Annotated in this window: 11 protein-coding genes; all 11 read left to right on the top strand. The window is 73.1% G+C overall.

Annotated elements, in window-relative coordinates; genetic code table 11:
- Nucleotides 1–8 precede the first annotated feature (8 nt).
- The 11 genes from IF651_RS03575 to IF651_RS03525 all read left to right on the top strand — a co-directional run bounded on the left by IF651_RS03575 (nucleotide 9) and on the right by IF651_RS03525 (nucleotide 17,641).
- Nucleotides 9–1,529, top strand: a complete 1,521-nt coding sequence (locus tag IF651_RS03575; RefSeq protein ID WP_191827711.1) for an ABC transporter permease subunit — start codon at nucleotides 9–11, stop codon at nucleotides 1,527–1,529.
- A gap of 156 nt (nucleotides 1,530–1,685) precedes the next feature.
- On the top strand, nucleotides 1,686–2,597 hold the full coding sequence (locus tag IF651_RS03570) for an ABC transporter permease (RefSeq protein WP_422110448.1): 912 nt from the start codon (nucleotides 1,686–1,688) through the stop codon (nucleotides 2,595–2,597).
- Nucleotides 2,597–4,423: an ABC transporter ATP-binding protein gene (locus tag IF651_RS03565; protein ID WP_191827709.1), complete on the top strand. Its 1,827-nt coding sequence runs from the start codon at nucleotides 2,597–2,599 to the stop codon at nucleotides 4,421–4,423. The genes IF651_RS03570 and IF651_RS03565 overlap by 1 nt, the downstream gene beginning before the upstream one ends.
- Nucleotides 4,424–4,473: 50 nt before the next feature.
- Nucleotides 4,474–7,767, top strand: coding sequence for an ABC transporter permease (locus IF651_RS03560; RefSeq protein ID WP_191827708.1), 3,294 nt, complete (start codon nucleotides 4,474–4,476; stop codon nucleotides 7,765–7,767).
- A complete protein-coding gene (locus IF651_RS03555) occupies nucleotides 7,764–10,520 on the top strand; it encodes an ABC transporter permease (protein WP_191827707.1) in 2,757 nt (918 codons plus the stop codon). Before IF651_RS03560 ends, IF651_RS03555 begins: the two co-directional genes overlap by 4 nt.
- A gap of 1 nt (nucleotide 10,521) precedes the next feature.
- A complete protein-coding gene (locus tag IF651_RS03550) occupies nucleotides 10,522–11,481 on the top strand; it encodes an ABC transporter ATP-binding protein (RefSeq protein ID WP_191827706.1) in 960 nt (319 codons plus the stop codon).
- Entirely contained in the window at nucleotides 11,478–12,233 is a 756-nt protein-coding gene (locus IF651_RS03545; RefSeq protein WP_191827705.1) for an ABC transporter ATP-binding protein, read from the top strand. The genes IF651_RS03550 and IF651_RS03545 overlap by 4 nt, the downstream gene beginning before the upstream one ends.
- A 54-nt stretch (nucleotides 12,234–12,287) precedes the next feature.
- Nucleotides 12,288–14,069 (top strand): BCCT family transporter, encoded by a 1,782-nt coding sequence (locus IF651_RS03540; protein ID WP_191827704.1) that lies wholly within the window; start codon nucleotides 12,288–12,290, stop codon nucleotides 14,067–14,069.
- A 118-nt stretch (nucleotides 14,070–14,187) separates the two neighbouring features.
- On the top strand, nucleotides 14,188–16,098 hold the full coding sequence (typA, locus tag IF651_RS03535; RefSeq protein WP_191827703.1) for a translational GTPase TypA: 1,911 nt from the start codon (nucleotides 14,188–14,190) through the stop codon (nucleotides 16,096–16,098).
- A 7-nt stretch (nucleotides 16,099–16,105) separates the two neighbouring features.
- Nucleotides 16,106–17,131: a PIG-L family deacetylase gene (locus IF651_RS03530; RefSeq protein ID WP_338403752.1), complete on the top strand. Its 1,026-nt coding sequence runs from the start codon at nucleotides 16,106–16,108 to the stop codon at nucleotides 17,129–17,131.
- A gap of 24 nt (nucleotides 17,132–17,155) precedes the next feature.
- Nucleotides 17,156–17,641: a DUF6113 family protein gene (locus tag IF651_RS03525; RefSeq protein ID WP_241744079.1), complete on the top strand. Its 486-nt coding sequence runs from the start codon at nucleotides 17,156–17,158 to the stop codon at nucleotides 17,639–17,641.
- Nucleotides 17,642–17,713: the final 72 nt, after the last annotated feature.

Here is a 17,713-nt window from a genome sequence, read left to right as displayed (position 1 = left end):
GTAAACCCGTGGTCAGATTCATCCTGCGGCGCATCGGGATCTCGTTCCTGGTGCTCCTCGGCGCGTCCCTCCTGCTGTACTTCATGGTCGTCCACTCGGGCGACCCGCTGGAGGACCTGCGGGAGTCGAACGCCAAGAACCGTGAGCAGCTCATCAATGCCCGTATCGAGTTCATGGATCTCAACGATCCGTGGTGGGTGCGGTACTGGGGCTGGCTCACCGGCGTGGCGAAGTGCTTCACGCTCAACTGCGACTTCGGCGTCGACCGGACCGGCCGTGACGTCGGCAGCCTCCTCACCCAGGCCGCGGGCTCGACGCTGCGCCTCGTGGTCCTGGCGACGGTGCTCGCCATCATCATCGGCATCGCGCTCGGGATCCTCACCGCGATCCGGCAGTACTCGGGGTTCGACTACGCGGTCACCTTCGGCGCCTTCCTCTTCTTCTCCCTGCCGGTCTTCTGGGCGGCGGTGCTCCTCAAGGAGTACGGCGCCATCAAGTTCAACGACTGGATCGCCGAGGGGTGGGTGAACCCGGTCACGATCCTGGTCGTGGCGGCGCTGCTCGGGTTCGTCGTGCAAGCGGTGATCGGCGGCGAGACACGTCGACGGCTGTGGACCGCGCTCGCCACGTTCGGGTTCGTCGCCGTCGTGATGTTCGTGTTCAACGCGACCGACTGGTACCGCAACCCGTCCATGGGCCCGATCGTCGTCCTGCTGTTCGGTGCCGGTGCCGCCGTGCTCGTCACCTCGCTCGTCACCGGCCTGGCGAACCGTCGCGTGCTGTACGCCGCGCTGACCACCGCGGTCGTGGCCGTGATCTCGTACTTCATCGTCGGAGGCGCGCTCGCGGAGCCCAGCGGCTGGTGGCTCATCGTCGGGCTGTTCGCGGTCGCGATCGTCGTGTCGCTCGCGATCGGCTACGCCTGGGGCGGGTACTCGCGGCGGCAGGCGATGTTCGCCTCGGCCGTCACGGGCGTGATCATGAGCGTCATCATCTTCGCGGACGTGGCGATGACGCACGTCCCGACCTTCCTCGAGCTCAAGCCACGCCCGATCTCGACGATCGGCTCCGAGACCCCGAACTTCACGGGTGGCTTCTGGGAGTCGTTCCTCGACCAGGGCGCCCAGATCATCCTGCCGACCATCCTCCTCACCCTCATCTCGGTGGCGTCCTACAGCCGGTACACGCGCTCGTCGATGCTCGAGGTCATGGGCCAGGACTACGTGCGCACCGCACGGTCCAAGGGGCTCTCGGAGCGTGCCGTCATCACCAAGCACGCGTTCCGCAACGCCCTGATCCCCATCACGACGATCGTCGCGTTCGACTTCGCAGGCCTCATCGGGGGCGCGGTCATCACCGAGACGGTGTTCGGCTGGAAGGGAATGGGCGAGCTGTTCCGAACGGGTCTCGACAACGTCGACCCGAACCCGGTCATGGCGTTCTTCCTCGTCACCGGGATCGCTGCGATCGTCATGAACATGGTGGCGGACATCGCCTACGCGTACCTCGACCCGCGGATCAGGCGGTGACCGCGATGAGTGCACAGACCATGTCGGCGGCCGCCAGGCCCAGCGCAACACCCGGAGGCCGGGATGAGTGAACAGGACAAGCGCTCGCAGCGCGGGGACGAGTCGTTCGAGCCGATCCCCGGCGTGCAGGGGATCGACGCCGAAGGCGCGAAGCCGATGGCCATCTCGGTCGACGACGAGCCCGGCCACGACAAGTCCTACAGCCAGGGACAGCTCGTGCGCCGGCGCTTCTTCCGGCACAAGGGGGCGATGGCGTCGATCGTCGTCCTCGCGGTGATCGTCGTCGTGGCGTTCACCTCGATCGGCATCGGCCCGATCCCCGGCTGGTGGCCGTACGACTACACCCACGCCGGGACGGTCGTGAACGGCGGCAGCCCCACCTGGCAGCACCCGTTCGGCCAGGACACCATCGGCAAGGACTACTTCGCGCTCGTCATGCGCGGGACGCAGCAGTCGATCATCATCGCCGTCGGCGTCGGCCTGATCTCGACCTTCCTGGGCACGGTCATCGGCGCGCTCGCGGGGTACTACCGTGGCTGGATCGAGTCGGTGCTCATGCGGCTCACCGACCTGTTCATCATCATCCCGCTCCTGGTCTTCGCCGCCGTCGTCGGCAAGATCGCGAGCGGCTGGGGCATCTGGGGTCTGACCCTCGTGCTCGGCGCCATCACCTGGACCGGGCTCGCCCGGCTGGTGCGGGGCGAGGTCCTCTCGCTGCGCGAGCGCGACTTCGTCACGGCCGCGCGCGCCGTCGGCACCGGTGCCTACAGGATCGTCACCAAGCACGTGCTGCCCAACGCGATCGGGGTCATCATCGTCTCGGCGACGCTGACGATCGCGCAGGCGATCCTGCTCGAGACGTCCCTGTCCTACCTCGGGTTCGGCGTGCAGGCACCCGACACGTCCCTCGGTCTGCTGATCTCCGAGTACCAGAACGCGTTCACCACGCGCCCGTGGCTCTTCTGGTGGCCCGGGATGATGATCCTCGCCATCGCCCTCGCGGTGAACTTCCTCGGCGACGGTCTGCGCGACGCGTTCGACCCCCGCCAGAACAGGAGCAAGGACTGATGACCACCCTCGACATCTCCACGGAGGGCGAGGCCGGCTACCGCTCCGACGCCGTCCTGTCGTTCGAGGACCTCCACGTCCGCTTCGGTACGGAGTTCGGTACGGTCCACGCCGTCAAGGGCATCTCGCTGGACGTGCAGCCCGGTGAGGTCGTCGCGCTCGTCGGCGAGTCCGGGTCGGGCAAGTCCGTCACGTCGATGACCGCGCTCGGGCTCCTGCCGAGCAACGCCAAGGTCTCCGGAACGATCCGTGTGGGCGACAAGGTCGTGGGCGACCTCGACCTGCGCGGTCTGCGACGCATGCGCGGCAACGACGTGGCGATGGTCTTCCAGGAGCCGATGACGGCGCTCAACCCCGTGCTGACCATCGGCGACCAGCTCACCGAGGCGCTCCAGCTGCACGGCATCGCGTTCGGCAAGCTGGCCGACGCGCGTGCCGCGGAGCTGTTGCACATGGTGGGGATTCCGGAGCCGGAGCGGCGGCTGAAGCAGTATCCGCACGAGCTCTCCGGCGGGCAGCGGCAGCGTGTCGTCATCGCGCTCGCGATCAGCTGCGACCCGAAGGTGATCATCGCCGACGAGCCGACGACGGCCCTCGACGTCACCGTCCAGGCCGACATCCTCGACCTGCTGCGCTCGCTCAAGGACAAGCTGAACACCGGCATCCTGCTCATCACCCACAACATGGGCGTCGTCGCCGACATGGCCGACCGCGTCGCGGTGATGCTCAAGGGCGACCTGGTGGAGATGGGCACCGCGGACCAGGTGCTCAACCACCCGCAGCACGAGTACACGCGCAAGCTCCTCGGCGCGGTGCCGCACCTCGGCTCCGGCCCGGGCCAGTTCGGCACGTCCGACGACCACGCGGGTGAGGGCGTCACCGAAGCCGTCGAGCGGCCCGCGCTCGACCTGCGGAACCTCGTGATCGAGTACCAGAGGCTCGGCAAGCCGCCGTTCCGCGCGGTCGACGACGTGTCGTTCGAGGTGCACAAGGGCGAGATCGTCGGTCTCGTCGGCGAGTCCGGCTCCGGCAAGTCGACGATCGCGCGCTGCGCGCTCGGGCTCATCCCCGCAGCGAGCGGGTCCGTGTCGATCTTCGGCACGGACTTCGGCCGCATGCGCAAGCGCGAGCTCAAGGACCTGCGCAAGCGCATCGGGGTGGTCTTCCAGGACCCCGCGGCGTCGCTCAACCCGCGCATGCCCATCGGTGAGTGCATCGCCGAGCCGCTCGTCGTGCACCAGGTCGGCGACGCGACGTCGCAGCAGGAGCGCGTCTACGAGCTGCTCGACGCCGTCGAGCTGCCGCGGGCAGCGTTCAACCGGTACCCGCACGAGATGTCCGGCGGTCAGCGCCAGCGCGTGAGCATCGCCCGCGCGCTCACGCTCGACCCCGAGCTCCTGGTCGCGGACGAGCCCACGTCTGCCCTCGACGTGTCCGTGCAGGCGAGCGTCCTGCAGATGTTCACGCACCTGCAGGAGCGGTACCAGTTCGCGTGCCTGTTCGTCAGCCACGACCTCGCCGTGATCGACCTGCTCGCGCACCGCGTCGTCGTCATGCAGAACGGCAAGATCGTCGAGCAGGGACTGCGGTCCGAGGTCCTGCACGACCCGCGCGAGGAGTACACCAAGCGGCTGCTCGCCGCGGCGCCCGTGCCGGAACCGGGGGAGCAGCGTCGTCGCCGCGAGGCGCGGCACGAGCTCCTGCGCTCGCTGGGCGACCAGGTCGCGGAGCTCGACTACGACGGCGGGGTCATCAAGTCGCTGAAGCCAGGTGCCGGGACCGGCGTCGACCCGCACACCCGTGACGGTGGCGTCCCCGGGGCCTGAGCCACGACGACAGGAGAGTCGACGGCGGGGAGGCGAGAGTGCGGAGGTCCGTGGTCGCGCGACGGCGCGCACGCGCTCACGGCGGCCTCCTGCTGACGATCCTGCTGCTCGCGGCGGCGATCGTCGCGACCGTCGGCGCGACGATCGGGTCCGTGCAGGTCGCGGCGACCGACGGCTCCCGAGCCGCGCTGACGAGCGTCGGTCCGACGGCCTCGGCGGTCCAGGTCCGCACACGGCTCGCCGACGACCCGCAGGAGCAGGACGCGCGCGTCCGCTCGACGCTCGAGGCGGACCTCGCCGACGCCCCCCTCGAGATCGACCGGGTCGTGCGGACCGAGCCGCTCCCGCTGTCGACCACGCCGGAGGGGTCCCAGCGGGACGACGAGCCGGGCGACGAGCGGGCCGTCGTCGCCTCCGACCCCCGTATCGACGACGTCGCCGAGCTCGTCGAGGGCTCGTGGCCGCAGGCCGCTGGCGAGACGGCGCTGCAGGCCGACGCCGCGGCCGCGCTCGGGCTGACCCCGGGGGACGACGTCGTCGTCGGCGCCGGGGTCGACGAGGTCGACCAGGCCGGTGCGACCGGTGCGACAGATGACGTGTCGGGGACGAGCCTGACCGTGGTCGGTACCTGGCGACCGGCCGATCCCGCCGCCCCCCGCTGGTTCGACGACCCGCTCGTGCTGGGTGGCGTCGACGGCTCGACGGTCGGCCCGTTCGTGGTCGACGAGGCGACGCTCGCCACCATCGACACCGCCCCGTTCGCGGTCTGGACCGTCGTGCCCGACGCGGACCGGATCGAGTCGGCGGACCTGTCCGTGCTCGCGGACGGTGCCGAGGAGCTCCGCGACGACCTACGCGGCGACGAGGCGGTGGCGGTCCGCGGGCTCACCGTGACCGGTGACCTGGCGACGACGGCCCGTGACGCGCACGCCGCGCTACGTGCGGCCGACGCGGTGACCCTCGTGCCGGTGGGGCTGCTCGTGGTGGTGAGTCTCGTCGCGCTCGTCCAGGTCGCGCGCCTGCTCGCGCAGAACCGCGCGGGTGACGCGGCGCTGCTCGTCGCGCGCGGAGCCGCCGTGCGCCAGGTCACCGCCCTGGCCGCGGTCGAGTCGGCGGTGGTCGTGGGACTCGGAGCCGTGCTCGGCGTCGCCGCGGCGCGCTTGGTGCTCGGACTCGTGATCGCGCCGGGTTCGGCGGGTGCGCCGATGGCGACGTCGGTGCTGGTCGCCGTGGCGAGCGCGGTCGTCGGGAGCGTCCTCATGACGGCCGTGGCCTGGTGGCAGGCACGGGGGATCGCCCGGAGGGTCCGGGCCGACTCCGGCGACCGTTCCGGCCGGGTCCGCTCCGCCGCGGCGCTCGGCACGGTCGTGGTCGTCGTGGCCGTCGCGCTGCTGTGCGCGTGGCAGCTGCGCCGGTACGGCTCGCCCGTCGTCGTCGTCGGAGCCACGACGCAGGCCGACCCGCTCGCCGTGCTCGCCCCGGCCGCCGTGCTCACGGCGGCCGCCCTCGTCGCGACGGCGGCGGTCCTCGGCCCCGCCGCGGCGCTCGTCGAGCGGCTCGCGTCCCGCCGCCGCGGCATCCAGCCCGTCCTCGCCGCCCGGCAGGTCGCGCGCCGGGTCGTCGTCGTCGCCGTGCCGGTCGTGCTGGTCGTGCTCGCGTCGGGCGCGGCGACGCTCGCCGGTGCCTACGCGGGCACGACGGCCTCCTCGCGCGCTGCCGTGGACGAGCTGCGCGCCGGCACCGACGTGCGGGTCGTGACCGGCGGTGGTGCGACGGTCACGCAGACCGAGAACCCACCGGTCGTCGCCCGGTACGCCGCGCTCGACGGCGCACGCGGGGCGACGAGCGTGCTGCGGTCCTCCGGCGTGCTGGGCGAGGACCCGGTGGCCCTGCTCGCGCTCGACGCCGAGGCCGCGCCCGACGTCCTGCGCCTGCCCGTCGGCATGTCGGCGGACGACGTCACCGGGGACCTGCGCGACCCGTCGGCCGACCTCGGCGCGGCACTCCCCGACGGCGCGACCGGCATGTCGGTCGACGTCACCGCCGCGGTGTCCTTGACGGAGGAGGTCACGCCCGACCTCCCGTGGTACTGGGACGACGTGCACCATGCCCGGACCGCACGGGTCGCGGCATGGGTCGCGGACGAGTCCGGTGCGCTCCACCGTGTCTCCCTCGGCTCGCTGAGCCTCGGGTACGTCGACGACGTCGCCGCCGACGTCGGGCAGACCCCCTCCTCGCACGCGATGAGCGGTGACCTGCCCGGTCCGGGCGCGTGGCGGTTCGTGGGCCTCGACCTGGAGATCGGCACGCCCCTCCCCGGCGCACGGGCCACCGTCACGCTCGACGCGGCGTCGGCCCGGACGCCCGCGGGCGCGGAGCCGCTCGATCTCGCGGGCACCACCGGGGCCGCGTGGGTGCCGGTCGACACGCTCGTGCGTGACGAGCTCGCCGACCTCGCACCGAGCGGCCCGGCAGGGGTGGACGCGACGTTCTCGGCGCGCGGCCTGCCGCTCGACGTCCGGCTGGCCCCGGAGGCCGACGCGACGGCGCCCGTGCCCGTCACGCTCCCCGCCGCCCTGGCCGACTCCTACGACCTGGCTCCCGGCGACGAGTCGGTGCTCACGGTGTCCGGGACCGACGTCCCGGTCCGGGTCCAGCACGTCGTCGAGGTCGTCCCCGGAGCGGTCGAGCAGACCGCGGTGCTCGCGGACCTGGCGACGTGGCTGCAGCACGGCCTGCGCGTCGCACAGGCCGTGCCCCGACCGGACGCCGTCTGGATCGGTACCGACGACGACCTCGCTGCCCGCGCACAGGTCGCCGACGAGGCCGCGGGTCTCGCGGCCACGCAGGCGTCCGCCACCGACGAGGGCGTCGCCCAGGCCGCGGGGGGCGACGCCGGGCCCGACGCCGCCGCACCCGTGCGGGTGGCGTTCTGGCTCGCCGCGGCGGGCGCCGTCGTGCTCGCGCTCGCCGGTGTCCTCGCGGTCGCGCTGTCCCAGCTCCGGGCGCGGCGCGCAGAGGTCGCGGTGCTGCGCGCGCTCGGGACGCTCCCGGGTGTGCAGGCCCGCGGTCGCGCGTTCGAGCTGGCCGCGGTCGGCGCCCTCGCGCTCGTGCTCGGAGTCGTGGCGGGCTGGGCGGTCGCCGCCCTCACCGTCCCTGCGCTCGCTCGCGCGACCCTCGGGAGCGCGGCGCAGGTGCTCCCGGTCCCGCTCGTGCAGGCGGTCGGGCCCACCGCCGTCGTGCTCGTCGCCCTCACCGCCGGCCTCGCCGCCGTCGTGCTCGTCGTCGCCGCGCGCGTGCGCGCCCAGGCGCTCGACGCCCACTACCGGGAGGAGATCCGGTGAGGCTCGTGCGCCTCGGACGGCGCCAGTTCGCCGCGCACCGGTCGGTGTCGATCGCGCTCGCCGTGGTCGTGGCCGTCGTCGCGCTCGTCGTGACCGCCTGGCCGCGCGCGGTCGCCGCGACGAACGCGGACCAGGTCGCGTACGAGCTCGCCGACTCGACGCCTCAGCAGCGCGACGTGATCGCCGTGACCCCGAGCGGTCCCGATCTCGGCCCGGCCGAACCACCCGGATCGACAACGCTGGGGCCGGAGGCCGAGGCGACGTGGGGAGCGTTCGAGCAGGGGCTCGTCCGGCTGCGCGACGACCAGCTCGAGCCGCTGCGCTCGGTGCTGGGCCCACCCGCGTACACGGTCGAGGACGACCCGCGCGACCTGCCGCGGGTCCCGGGGAACGACGTGCGCTTCCCGTCCGGCGTGATCAAGGTCGACCCGCACCTCGCGGAGCACGTCACGCTGGTCGACGGGGCGTGGCCCGCACAGGCCGACGGGCTGTCGGAGGCGGAGGACGGGACCGAGATCGTCGACGAGACGGGGGCGGTGCGCGTCGTGGGGAAGCAGGTGATCGACGTCGCCACGTCTGCCGAGGCCGCCGAGGTCCTCGGATGGCCGGTCGGCGACGTGCGAGCGATGGACGACGTCACCTCGGTCCGCCTCGCCGGGACGTTCGAGGCCGTCGACCCGGAGGGGGACTACTGGGCGCACAACCCGTACTCCGCGGCGCCGTCGGTGGACGAGGACCTGAACATGGGCACGTCCGTGCGGACCGCGCTCTACGTCCACCCGGCGAGCGTCGAGCGGATGCTCTGGCTCAGCCCGTCGACCAGGGTCTGGTACCCCGTGTCGGGCGACGACGTCGGTGCGGACGACGTCGCACCGCTCCTGGCTCAGCTCCGCGGCTTCACGTCCGTGCCGCACACCGTCGTACCCGGCGGAAGCTTCCAGCTCGCGCCCGCGAGCGAGCTGACCGAGGTGCTCACGACGCTGCTCGCCCAGCAGCGGTCCTCGGCCGCGATCCTCGCGGTGCTCGCCGTCGGTCCGCTCGGCGTGACCGTCGCGGTGCTGCTGCTCGGCGCGCAGCTCGTCGTCTCCCGACGCCGCGCGTCCCTCGCGCTCCTGGGCGCGCGCGGCGCGTCGGGTGCACAGCTGCGCGGACTCATGGCGGCGGAGGGCCTCGCGCTCGGGCTGCCCGCGGCCGCGGTCGGGGCGCTCGCGGCGGTGCTCGCCGTCCCCGTGTCCGCGGGCGGGGGAGAAGTCGGCGCCTCGACGTTCGTCCCCGCGCTGTGCACCGCCCTCGCGCCCGCGCTGCTCTTCGCCCTGACCACCTCGCCGCGCGGCCTGCGCGGGGAGCGCGCGGACCTCGGGTCGCGCCGCAGCAGGCTCGCCACCCTGGCGGGCCTCCTCGTCGTCGTGGCCGCCACCGTCTCCGTCGTCCTGCTCCTGCAGCGCGGGGTGCTCGTCGGGCCGGACTCCGGCGGCGTGGACCCGCTGCTCGCGGCCGCGCCGCTGCTGCTCGCGCTCGCGACCGCGCTGGTCGTGGTGCGGCTCGCCCCCTGGCCCGTGCGGGCACTGGAACGCGTGCTGCGCAGGCGACGTGATCTCGTGCCGTTCCTCGGTGCCGCGCGCGCCGTGCGGGACCCGGCGGCCGGGGCCGTCCCCGCGCTCGCGCTCGTCGTCGGGGTGTCGATCGCCTTGGCCTCCGGTGTCCTGTCCACGACGGTGCGCGACGGCGTCGAGTCGCTCGCCTGGCAGGAGGCCGGCGCGGACCTGCGCGTCGACGGTCCCGTCCTGGACGACGACCTCGTCGCCGAGCTCGACGCGATCGAGGGTGTCGACGCGGTCGCGACCGTCGCCGACGCGGGCAGCGTCCTGCTGCGCGGGGGGGCCTCGGGCGAGCGGGTGCGCCTCGTCGCGGTCGACGCCGTCGCGCTCGCGGCCGTGCAGTCGGACACGCCCGGGGCACGACCTCTCCCGGCCGGTCTCGGCACCGCGACCGGTGCTCTGCCGGTGCTCGTGTCCGCCGGGACGGGGGTCGCGACGGGCGACCAGGGGGTCACGGTCGCGGCCGAGGACAGTGCCGACGTCGAGGTCCTGGGCACGGTCACCGACTCGCCCGGCATCCGCTCGCCCGGGACGTTCGTCGTCGTGGACCGCGCGCTCGCGCAGGACGAGCTCGGCGTGAGCGTCCACCCGCGCCTCGCGCTGCTCGCGGTGGACGACGGGGCGGACGAGACCGCGGTCCGTGCCGAGATCGCCCGCATCCTCCCGACGTCCGCGGTGACGAGCCCGCACGAGATCGCCGCCGAGACGCTCGAGTCGCCGCTCGCCGCCGGGACCGACCGGGCCTTCGTCGTCGCGGTCGCGCTGTCCGGGCTGCTGAGCGCGGTCGCGGTCGTGCTGACGCTCATGATCGGTGCGCCCGCCCGCACCCGCCTGCTCGCCGTGCTGCGCACGCTCGGGCTCGACCGACGGCGCACCCCCGGTCTCGTGGCGTGGGAGATCGGGCCCTGGGCGCTCGCGTCGCTCGTCGTCGGCGCGGTGCTCGGTCTCGCCATCCCCGCGCTCGTGCTCGCGGCGGTCGACCTGACGCCGTTCACGGGTGGAGATGCGCAGCCCGCGCTCGCGCTCGACCCGGTGCTGCTGGGCATGGTCGTCGTCGGTCTGGTCCTGGTGGTGGCCGGGGCGGTCGGGGTCGCGACGCTGGTGAGCCGACGCGGGGACCCCGCGACGGCACTGCGGATCGATGAGGAGAGATGACATGACCCAGGGTGCTGCGGGCCCGGACATCCTGTGCCTGGACCTCGTGCGGATCTTCTCCGCCGACGGTGTCGAGGTGCAGGCGCTGCAGGGGCTGAACCTGCGCGTCGAGCCGGGCGAGCTCGTCGCGATCGTCGGCGCGTCCGGCTCCGGCAAGTCGACGCTGCTGACGATCCTGTCCGGCCTCGACCGGCCGACGGGCGGTTCCGCCGTCGTCGCGGGGACCGACCTGCTGACCATGGGGCGTCGCGAACGGGTGCGGTACCAACGTCACACCGTCGGGTTCGTCTGGCAGCAGACGAGCCGCAACCTCCTGCCGTACCTGACGGCGGCCGAGAACGTCGCGGTGCCCCTCACCCTCGCCGGCGACCGGGCGGCTCCCGAGCGGGCCGCGCGGGTCGACGCGCTGTGCGAGCTGCTCGAGATCTCCCACGTGCGCGACCGTCGACCCGACCAGATGTCCGGCGGCGAGCAGCAGCGCACCGCGCTCGCCGTCGCCGTGGCGAACGCGCCGCGGGTGCTCCTCGCCGACGAGCCCACCGGCGAGCTCGACGAGGCGACGTCGGTCGAGGTGCTCGAGGCCATGCGCGCCATGAACGCCGAGCTCGGCGTCACCACCCTCATCGTCACGCACGACCCCACGGTGTCCGACCACGTGCGCCGCACCGTCCAGATCCGTGACGGGCGTACGTCCACGGAGGTGCTGCGGCGCACCGAGCTCGACGAGCACGGCTCCGAGCGGCACGTCGCGGAGGAGTTCGCGGTCCTCGACCGGGTCGGCCGGCTCCAGCTCCCGCCCGACTTCGTCGCGAGCCTCGACCTGCGCGACCGCGTCCGGCTCGCGCTCGAGACCGACCACGTCGGCGTGTGGCCCGGCCACGGCGGACGACAGGCGACGGACGCGGGCGGGGCACCGGCGTCGGGCACCGGGGACCAGCCGACCGACGGGAGCGGACGATGACGGACGAGGCACGGACCACTCCGGACGACGCACGGACCACGCCTGACGCGGCACGGGCGGCACCCGACGGGGCGCCCGTGCTGCGCGCGGACCGTGTCGGGCGCGTGTTCGGACGCGGTGCGACGGCGGTGCACGCGCTGAGCGACGTCTCGCTCGCCGCGCACGCCGGCGAGCTGCTCGTCGTGCGCGGCCCGTCCGGGTCCGGCAAGACGACGCTGCTCAACATCCTCGGCGGACTCGACCGCCCGACCAGCGGGGGCGTGCACCTCGCGGACGGGCGCGAGCTGTCCGCGCTGCCCGAGACCGAGGTCCTCGACGTGCGGCGGCGACGGATCGGCTACGTGTTCCAGTCGTTCGGCCTGATCCCGGTCCTGTCCGCGGCGGAGAACGTCGAGGTCCCGTTGCGCCTGCAGGGCGTGGACCCGGCGGAGCGCGCCGAGCGCGTCGACCGCGCGCTCGCGCTCGTCGGGCTCGACGGGCACGCCGCGCAGCGCCCGTACGAGCTCTCGGGGGGCCAGCAGCAGCGCGTCGGCATCGCCCGCGCGCTCGTGGCCGAGCCGTCGATCCTCGTCGCCGACGAGCCGACCGGGCAGCTCGACTCCGGGACCGCCGCGACGGTCATGGACCTGATCCGCGACGTCGTCCACTCCCGCGGCGTCGCGGCCGTCGTCTCCACGCACGACCCGCTGCTGGTGCGTCGCGCGGACCGTGTCCTCGAGCTGCACGACGGGCGCGTCCTGACCGCGGGCTGACCGGCGACAGGCGCTCCGGTTGCCGACGGGACCGGGCGGGGCAAGCCTGGGGACATGACGAGCATCGAGGACGCTGCCCCGTCGCAGCCTGCGGACGCCGACGGGGCGGGTGCGCGCGGGACAGGCGACGCGCACGACCCCGACGCGCCGCGCTCGGGGCGCCCCCACCCGGCCGTCTTCTACCCCGCCGCGGGGCTGATCCTGCTGTTCGTGCTGGCCACGGTCATGTTCACGGACACGGTCACGGGTGTCATGAGCACGCTGCAGAGCGACGTCATCGGGGTCTTCGGCTGGTACTACATCATCATCGTCGTCGCGTTCGTCGTGTTCTCGCTCTGGATGGGCGTGAGCCGGTTCGGCGACATCGTGCTCGGCAAGGACGACGACGAGCCGCTGTTCCGGCTGCCCGTATGGTTCGCGATGCTGTTCGCGACGGGCATGGGGATCGGGCTCGTCTACTGGGGCGTCGCCGAGCCCGTCTCGCTGTACGTGTCGCCGAAGCCCGGCCTCGAGGGCAGCAGCGACGCCGTCCTCGCGCAGTCCGCGATGGCGCAGAGCTACCTGCACTGGGGGATCCACGCCTGGGCGATCTACGTCGTCGCCGGCCTCGCGCTCGCCTACGCGATCCATCGCAAGGGCCGGCCCGTCTCGATCCGATGGGCGCTCGAGCCGCTCCTCGGCAACCGGGTCAAGGGCTGGCTCGGCGACGTGATCGACGTCATCGCCGTCGTCGGGACCGTGTTCGGGGTCGCGACCTCGCTCGGGTTCGGGGTCCTGCAGATCGCCGCGGGACTGGGCTATCTCGACGTCGTCGACGCGGGGCTGCCGCTCGAGATCGGGCTCGTCGCCGCCATCACCGCGATCGCCACGATGTCCGTCGTGTCCGGGCTCGGCAAGGGCATCAAGTGGCTGTCCAACGGCAACATGATCCTCGCGGGCGTCGTCATGGTCGTCGTCCTGGTCCTCGGCCCCACGCTGTTCCTCATGCGCGAGTGGGTGCAGTCGATCGGCTACTACCTCCAGAGCTTCATCCGTCTCAGCTTCGACACGACGGCGTTCCAGGGCGAGGCGGGCCTGGACTGGCAGTCGAGCTGGACGATCTTCTACTGGGGCTGGTGGATCTCCTGGGCCCCGTTCGTCGGCGTCTTCATCGCACGCATCTCGCGGGGGCGCACCGTCCGCGAGTTCGTCATGGGCACGCTGTTCGTCCCCACCATCGTCACGACGCTCTGGTTCGCGGTCTTCGGCGGCGCCGGCCTCTCGCAGGAGATGGCGTCCCCGGGCAGCATGCAGGACGGCGCCGGTGGCGTGGACCAGAACACCGCGCTCTTCCAGCTCCTCGACACGTTCCCGGCCGGTGCGGTGCTGTCGGTGGCCGCGATCGTGCTCATCGTCGTCTTCTTCGTGACGTCCTCGGACTCCGGGTCGCTGGTCGTCGACATGCTCGCGTCCGGGGGCAACCCCAACCCGCCGACCTGGAGCCGGATCTTCTGGGCCGTGGTGGAGGGCCTCGTCGCCATCGCGCTCCTCGTCGCCGGCGGGCTCCAGGCGCTGCAGACCGTCGCGATCCTCATCGCCCTTCCCTTCTCCGTGATCATGATCGGGATGGCCGTGGCGACCGTTCGCGCGCTCAGCGCCGAGCACGCCGCCCTCATGCGCTCCGAGCGGCGCCAGGCTCGGGCCGCGCTGACCGACCAGGTGACCACCCGCGTGACGGAGTCGATCTCCGAGCAGTGGGAAGAGCTCTACCCGGACCGGCCGAGGCAGCCGAGGCACGAGGCACAGCACGGGTCCAGGGCCCGACGACGGACGCGGGACGACGACCCGGTAGGATAGCCGTGCCCGGGCGACGACCCGAGCGCCCTCCGGAGTTCCGCGGTCGAGTGCCGCGCGGCCCGGGAGCGGCGTCGGCCGATCGTCGCCCCCGTCGACCTCCATGAAATGAGAACCGTAGATGTCTGTGCGCTCCGACCTGCGCAACGTGGCGATCGTCGCCCACGTCGACCACGGCAAGACGACCCTCGTCGACGCCATGCTGCGCCAGTCCGGCGCCTTCACGGCGCACCAGCACGTGGACGACCGTGTCATGGACTCCGGCGACCTCGAACGCGAGAAGGGCATCACCATCCTCGCGAAGAACACCGCCGTGCGGTACGCGGGTCCGTCCGCGGCCGCGGCGGGCGAGCCCGGTGGCATCACGATCAACGTCATCGACACCCCCGGTCACGCCGACTTCGGCGGCGAGGTCGAGCGCGGCCTGTCGATGGTCGACGGCGTCGTCCTCCTCGTCGACGCGTCCGAGGGCCCCCTGCCCCAGACGCGGTTCGTGCTGCGCAAGGCGCTCGCGGCGAAGCTCCCGGTGATCATCGTGGTCAACAAGGTCGACCGCCCCGACTCGCGCATCACCGAGGTCGTCGCCGAGGCGACCGACCTGCTGCTCGGCCTCGCGAGCGACCTGTCCGACGAGGTGCCGGACCTCGACCTCGACGCCGTCCTCGACGTCCCGGTCGTGTACGCCTCGGCCAAGGCCGGTCGCGCGTCGGTCGACCAGCCCCTCGACGGCCAGCTCCCCGCGAGCGAGGACCTCGAGCCGCTGTTCGAGACGATCCTCACGAAGATCCCCGCGCCGACCTACGACGAGGGCGCGCCCCTGCAGGCGCACGTCACCAACCTCGACGCCTCCCCGTTCCTCGGCCGCCTCGCGCTGCTGCGGGTCTTCAACGGGACGCTGCGCAAGGGACAGGTCGTGGCGTGGGCGCGACAGGACGGCACCATGCAGAACGTCAAGATCACCGAGCTCCTCGAGACCAAGGCGCTCGACCGCGTCCCGACCGACTCCGCGGCCCCCGGCGACATCGTCGCCGTCGCGGGCATCGCCGACATCACCATCGGTGAGACGTTGACGGACCCGGACGACCCGCGCCCCCTGCCGCTCATCACCGTCGACGACCCGGCGATCTCCATGACCATCGGGATCAACACGGCACCCCTCGCAGGCAAGGGCGGCAAGGGCCACAAGGTCACCGCGCGCCAGGTCAAGGACCGCCTCGACTCCGAGCTCGTCGGCAACGTGTCGCTGCGCGTCCTGCCGACCGAGCGCCCCGACGCGTGGGAGGTCCAGGGCCGCGGGGAGCTCGCGCTCGCGATCCTCGTCGAGCAGATGCGTCGCGAGGGCTTCGAGCTCACGGTCGGCAAGCCGCAGGTCGTCACGCGCACGGTCGACGGCAAGACGCACGAGCCCATGGAGCGCATGACGATCGACGTGCCCGAGGAGTACCTGGGTGCGGTCACGCAGCTCATGGCGGCTCGCAAGGGTCGCATGGAGACCATGTCGAACCACGGCACGGGCTGGATCCGCATGGAGTTCATGGTCCCGGCCCGCGGGCTCATCGGCTTCCGCACCCGCTTCCTCACCGAGACGCGCGGGACCGGGATCGCGTCGTCGATCTCCGAGGGCTACGAGCCCTGGGCAGGGCCGATCGAGACCCGCACCACGGGCTCTCTCGTCGCCGACCGCGCGGGCAAGGTCACTCCGTTCGCGATGATCAACCTCCAGGAGCGCGGCTCGTTCTTCGTCGACCCGACCCAGGAGGTGTACACCGGCATGATCGTCGGCGAGAACTCGCGCAACGAGGACATGGACGTGAACATCACCAAGGAGAAGAAGCTCACGAACATGCGGTCCTCCACGGCCGACAACTTCGAGAACCTCATCCCGCCGCGTCACCTCACGCTCGAGGAGTCCCTCGAGTTCGCCCGCGAGGACGAGTGCGTCGAGGTCACGCCCGAGGTCGTGCGGATCCGCAAGGTCCTGCTCGACCCGACGGAGCGCGCACGCGCGACGGCGCGGGCCAAGCGCGCCTGATCCCGGCGTGACGACGATCGGGGGGATCGGCACGGTGGTGCCGGCCGGCGGCCTGCTGGCCGTGCACGCCCACCCGGACGACGAGACCCTCGCGACCGGCGCGCTGCTCGCCACGTGGGCCGCGGCCGAGGAGCCCGTCACCGTCGTCACGTGCACGCGCGGGGAGCGAGGCGAGGTGATCGACACCCCAGCGCACCCGACCGGCGTCGGGCAGCTGGAGGGGGACGGGCCCGCCCTCGCCGCCCATCGCGAGGGCGAGCTCGCGCGGGCGCTCGCCGCGCTCGGGGTCCGCGACCACGTCTTCCTCGACGCGGCGGACGCAGGGCCCGCGCCGGAGATCGAGGACGGCTCGGCCGGCGCCCGGGCCCGGACCGGGCGCTACGTCGACTCCGGGATGGCCTGGGCGGCGCCGGGCGTCGCGCGGGCCGAGGCCGCGGCCGCGCTCGAGCCGGGCGCGTTCGTCGGCGCGGACCTCGACGAGTCCGCGGGCCGGCTCGCCGCGGTCGTGCGCAGCCGTCGGCCCGTCGTCGTCGTGACGTACGAGCCGGGCGGCGGGTACGGCCACCCTGACCACGTGCGCGCGCACGACGTGACCGCACGCGCCCTCGAGCTGCTCGACGCGGCGGGCGACCCGGTGCCCGATCTCTGGGCCGCCGTCGTGCCGGCCGAGGAGCTGCGCCGCGCTCGGCGCGCGCTCGCCGACACGCCGGCCGTCGCGGCGATCCTGCACAGCGTGCCGGGACTCTCGCTCCCCGACCCGGACGAGCCGCTGCCGCCCGTGGCGAAGGCGCCGGACGAGCTGCGCGGGCCGCGAGCGGTACCCGTCGCGCCCGTGCTCGACGCGCTGCTCGCCGCGATGCGCGCGCACGCGACCCAGATCCAGGCGGTCGGGACCGCCCTCGACCGTCCCGGTCTCGCCGCCTGGTACGCGCTGAGCAACGACGTCCTCGCGCCCGTCCCTTCACACGAGTTCTACGCGCTCTCCCGTCCCGCTGTACGGGAAGTCGGCACGTCGCCCCCCGGCGCCACGTAGCCTGGTGCGGCGACGACGGGAGACATGAGCATGCCTGAGTCCGCACCGCGGATCACGAGCACGAGGAGCACGTCCGGCACGTCCGGCACCGTCGGCACGGTCGGCATGGTCCTGCGCGGCGTGGCGTGCGCGGTCCTGGGGATCGTCGTGGGGGTCGTCGGCACCGTCGCGCACCGTGCCTCGATGCTCGACGGCGCGGTGCCCGTCGGGCTCGTCCTGGCCCTCCTCGTGGTCCTGTCCGCCGGGGTGCTCGCGCGCGCGTGGGCGGGTTTCCCCGGCCTCGCGGGGTACGGGATCGGTTGGGTCGTGGTGGTCCAGCTCCTGTCGTTGCAGGGACCGGGCGGCGACGTCCTGATCCCCGGCCAGGCCGTCGGGTACGTGTGGATCTACGGCGGCCTCGTGCTCGTCGCGGTGGTGGCCTTCTGCCCGCGCTCGTGGTTCAGCGACCGGCCGGTGCGCGGACCGGCGCACCGTCGGTCGGCCGCCCTCGAGGGCACCGCCGAGAGGTGACGCAGTCCGGTAGAATCCGGACACCGCGGGCCACCGCACACTCTCATCGTCCTCATCATCGCGTGGATGCCT

Source organism: Cellulosimicrobium arenosum (assembly GCF_014837295.1).
In the GTDB taxonomy this organism is placed as follows: Bacteria; Actinomycetota; Actinomycetes; order Actinomycetales; family Cellulomonadaceae; genus Cellulosimicrobium; species Cellulosimicrobium arenosum.
This window is presented reverse-complemented; position numbering and strand designations above follow the sequence as displayed.

Coding starts and splice junctions, on each gene's coding strand:
- IF651_RS03570 (WP_422110448.1), top strand. CDS start 1,686: ATGGCCATCTCGGTCGACGACGAGCCCGGCCACGACAAGTCCTACAGC.
- IF651_RS03565 (WP_191827709.1), top strand. CDS start 2,597: ATGACCACCCTCGACATCTCCACGGAGGGCGAGGCCGGCTACCGCTCC.
- IF651_RS03550 (WP_191827706.1), top strand. CDS start 10,522: ATGACCCAGGGTGCTGCGGGCCCGGACATCCTGTGCCTGGACCTCGTG.
- IF651_RS03545 (WP_191827705.1), top strand. CDS start 11,478: ATGACGGACGAGGCACGGACCACTCCGGACGACGCACGGACCACGCCT.
- IF651_RS03540 (WP_191827704.1), top strand. CDS start 12,288: ATGACGAGCATCGAGGACGCTGCCCCGTCGCAGCCTGCGGACGCCGAC.
- typA (WP_191827703.1), top strand. CDS start 14,188: ATGTCTGTGCGCTCCGACCTGCGCAACGTGGCGATCGTCGCCCACGTC.
- IF651_RS03525 (WP_241744079.1), top strand. CDS start 17,156: ATGAGCATGCCTGAGTCCGCACCGCGGATCACGAGCACGAGGAGCACG.